This window comes from Leucobacter ruminantium (genome assembly GCF_017565705.1).
GTDB lineage: Bacteria > Actinomycetota > Actinomycetes > Actinomycetales > Microbacteriaceae > Leucobacter > Leucobacter ruminantium.
On record NZ_JAGDYL010000054.1, the window covers coordinates 1 to 3,969 of the forward strand.

Annotated in this window: 1 protein-coding gene; it reads right to left on the minus strand. The window is 65.5% G+C overall.

The features are described from left to right. Positions 1-296: 296 nt before the first annotated feature. The gene (mobF, locus tag J4H91_RS15260) at positions 297-3,755 is read right to left on the minus strand and encodes a MobF family relaxase (RefSeq protein ID WP_243753051.1); all 3,459 of its coding nucleotides are present in this window, start codon (positions 3,753-3,755) and stop codon (positions 297-299) included. Positions 3,756-3,969 lie beyond the last annotated feature (214 nt).

Consider the following 3,969-nt stretch of genomic DNA (forward strand, 5'->3'; position numbering starts at 1 on the left):
CGGTTCTCCGCAACGCGGATCACGTCGTCTCTGAATTCCTTGGGAAAGGGCTTGGGCATGATGACATCCTTCCAGGCCAGCCTCTCGGCTAGCCATGTTTGATGTCACCTGTTCCTGCACCAGACCCGTACCCGCGGGCTTTTCTTTTTTGTATGCATAGGCACACAACCTCCCTGTTGAGATTGAGCCACATCGACAGTGACGTAGCTTACAGGGTCTCCCTGAACCTTGGATAAGTCAAGGCAAACTCCCAGAAACGCAGCGAGACAACCAGTCGCATTCGGCGTGCCGACCCTTCACAAGCCGCGTGCTGGAGGCTCATGACGGGCATCGGCTCGGCGAGGCTCGTCATGGAAAGGGTCACCGAGCTGTCGCTCTCGTTCTGCGGCCTGCTGTTGCATATGCTCCCGATCGGTGCAAGCGGTCTCGATCAATCTGGCTGCTTCCTGAACAGGCAGAGCGCGAAGCAGCTCCGCCTGCGCACGCAGTGCTGCTGCCTGGGTGCGGGCATCGCGAACCTCACGGTTCGGGTTGAGGGTGCGCATCCCGTACTGGTGAGCACGCGCGTTCTCAGCCCCGAACTCGCTCGCCAAAAGCACCAGGCGCTCGGTGCGGTGACGCTCAGCCGTTGTGATTCGTTCGGTGCGCGCGGTCTCGACTGCTTGGTCGGCTCCGCTCACGCGGGGATCGGCCTCTGCTCGACGTTCCGCGACCTGTGTAGCCCACTCGGGTAGCGCGCTGGGGGTTCGTGGCGGTTCAGCCTCCCACGCATCGCTAACGTGAGCTCGGATGGTTGCTGCTTGTTCGCTGGCGGTGCGGTGCTCGTCGCGGGCCTTGCGTCGCCCGAACCGTCCAACCGTCGCGACGTGCGTGTTCGCTGTCCTCTCTGCTTCGACGATGGCGAGGTACGCCGCTCCATCGCGCTCCGCCTGCTTCGTGAGCGGTGCGGCGACCTCGGCCCGCACCCGTGCAGCCTCTTCCTCGGCGCGACGAAGCACGGCGGCGCTCTCCTCGTTCTCGGCACGATGCCTGGCGCGTTGGGCGTCGAGCCGGTTCGCGGTCTGCTCCCACCGTTCCGCCGCCTGTTCCGCACGTTCGGCCTCCCTGTCGAGTCTGGCGAGTTCCACTGTGACGTGCTGGATCGGGCCGTTCTTGACGATGCCTCGTACCGCTTCTTGTGCGGCTCGGGTTGCGTGGTCGAGGCCACGGTCGGCGGGGTCGCGTTCCATCGCATCAACGAACTGGGCCCGCGCATCAGCCATGTCCTCGGCAATGATGTGCAGCCGGTTCTGCTCGCGGCCTCGGGTCATGCCGACATAGACCCCTGCCGCACTCGTCGCCTCAGTCAGCATCGTGTGGGAGGTGGTGACGGTCGCGCCTTGGACGCCGTACGCAGTGGCGGCATAGGACAGGTGCGCATGCTCACTCCCATAGTCAGCTGGGAGCGCGACGGCGCGCGGGCTCCTGCGCCCGCTGGCGACTTCTCGCACGTAGACCGTGCCATCGTTCTCGACGTGTTGGACGATCCACTGCTGCCGGTTCGCGACCCCGAGCCCGGTGTCGTTCTTGCGGGTTTGGATCAGGTCACCAGCCCCGATTGGGAGGTTGTCGCTGCCGGTCGTCGTAATCGTGTCATCGACCTCACCGCTCTCGACGCGGCCTGCACGGATGCGCTCGTTCAGCACGGTGGCTTCGTCGTTCGTTGCGACAGTGATCGCCTCACCCGTCTTCACTTGGGCGGTGATGTGCTCGCGGGCCTCTTCCTCGTCCGGCTGTAGGGTGATGAGTCCCATTGCGGCGAGTCGGTCGAACACGTCGCCGGGGTTCTCCCGGTCACGCATCGCAAGCGTCACCGAGGCGTATTCGGGGTCAGCGAACCGGTGGAGTTCGGTCATGTCGAAGGTACGGCCCCTGATCTGGGCGGCCATGTCGAGTACCCCGCCCCGGCCGACGGCGGGGAGTTGGGCGCGGTCACCGACGAGCGCGATGGTCGCTCCTGCCTCGGTGGTGATGGTGAGGAGGGCGTGCGCGGTGTCTTGGTCAAGCATCCCGGCCTCGTCCACAATCACCCGCTCACCCCGGCGCAACACAGCATCTCGGGGCGGGCCGGTGAAGGTGCGTCCGGTGTCGGGATCAGTGTCACCGGGGGCGAGGCATGTCCATACACCGTCACGGTTCCACCGCCACCCGTGCGCGTGCACGAGTGCTGCAACACTCGTGGCGGGGACGCCGAGTTCGTCGTGCGCGACCTGCGCCGCGCGCAGCGTCGGTGCAACCATCCGCGACGCGTTACCGTGCTCGGCGGCGACGTCGATGGCAGTGCGCAGCATCGTCGTCTTCCCACTGCCCGCAGCACCCTCCACGATCACCAACGGATCAAACGACGCAACCGCGGCAGCAGCGACCGTCTGCCCTTCATCCAGTCCCGCCGCTCGTGCGGCCTCGGTCACGTCAGGATGCTCCGGTTCTTGCGCCGGTGTCGCGGCGGTGAGGCGGTCGCGGAGCGCGGTCTCGGCGGCGATCACGGTGAGGCTGGTCAGGTGCGCGACATGCTCCGGCGTCGCCGCATCCGGTGGCAGTACGGAGAAGCAATCCGACACCGCAAGCTCGGTCGCCAACGTGACGAACTCCCGCAACTCGGTCGGTGTTGCGTGCACGCCATGTTCGGTGGTGATGCGGGTGACATGCTCCTGCACCGTGTGCCGCGTCCATGCTGATGATGCAGCTGCGCAGCGATCCAGCGCACGTGATGCAACCTCCTGCACGGCAAGATCTTCCAACAGTACCAGGCGCTGCACGGTGCTGCGTGGCCGCGCAGCGGGGTCGTATCCGGCTTCGGTGAGTTCTTGCACCCACCACTGCTCATCTTTCAAGTCGGCGGGTTTCTTCCCTGGCCGCTGGTGTGTCCAGGCGATACCTTGCAACCTCGCCGTCATCACCGGGCCGAGCACCTCGCCGGGATGGTCGGAATCCCATTCGGCTTCGAGCCGGTCAAGGTTGCGTCTGATCTGCGCCGACCGCTTCGACATCGCCCCATTGAACGGCTGCAACTCGACCACCTCGCCAGAGACGGGATCGAGGGTCAGGCCGTGCTCTGCGAGGGTCTTCGCGAGGTGCGGGTGGGCGGCGATGACCGCGGTGCCGAGGGCGCGGATCGCTCCCTGCTGCTTGAACAACGCCGCCGTGTCCAGCGCCCGCCACTTCCCAGCGGCCCATACTCTCGTCCCGATCTGCATATGGATATGCCGGTGTGGATCACCCGCACGCGAGGTCTTGTGCCTGATACCGACGACCTGCATCTGCGCGATAGGCAGCACTTCCCGTTGGTCGCGCGGCCCGACCCTTGTCACCGAGTGCTGGCCGAGCCAGCGTTGAATCTCAGCCAGTGCGTCTTGCTGCGCGGCATCGAGCGCCGCCGACACTTCAGGATGGAGGGCGGCGGCGACCGACAGACTCTTGGTGGCGTTGATCGTCATCTCAGCAAACAACGGCGACCCCTTCGACCCCTCACCCGGCTTGCGAGGGGTGCCCATCGACTCGCCCGTGACGGGCTCTGTCCAGTCCACCCATCCCTCATATTCCTCGGCTGATAGAGAGCGAGTGGCCGTGACCTCGCCACTGGCATCGAGCACCGCATACTCGGCCACCGCGTTGTCCGCGCCGAGGTAGTACTCGTCGGCACGAGATCGGTCGGCCTCGACATACCGGCGCGCGGCAGCACCGCTGCCGCGAAACAGGATCACACCGCCCTTCATCCTGGCCTCTCTCATGAGTCGTCTCATGAGAGAGGTGCGCACGCCCCACCAACGGTGGCATACGTGCATAACCGTGTTTGTGTGCCGCGGGTCTGTCCGATAAACGGTGTGTGGGATCCGGCGGTTTTCATTCGTGAGTGGTTTTCTCGAACCGTCCGGCGAAGGTGATCGCGAACGCGTTCAGCGCGGGCTTCCACCTCATCACCCAGCGTGC

What these genes read in the sequence shown, in the direction of transcription:
- mobF (WP_243753051.1), bottom strand. Translation starts at nt 3,755, where the DNA reads ATGAAGGGCGGTGTGATCCTGTTTCGCGGCAGCGGTGCTGCCGCGCGC.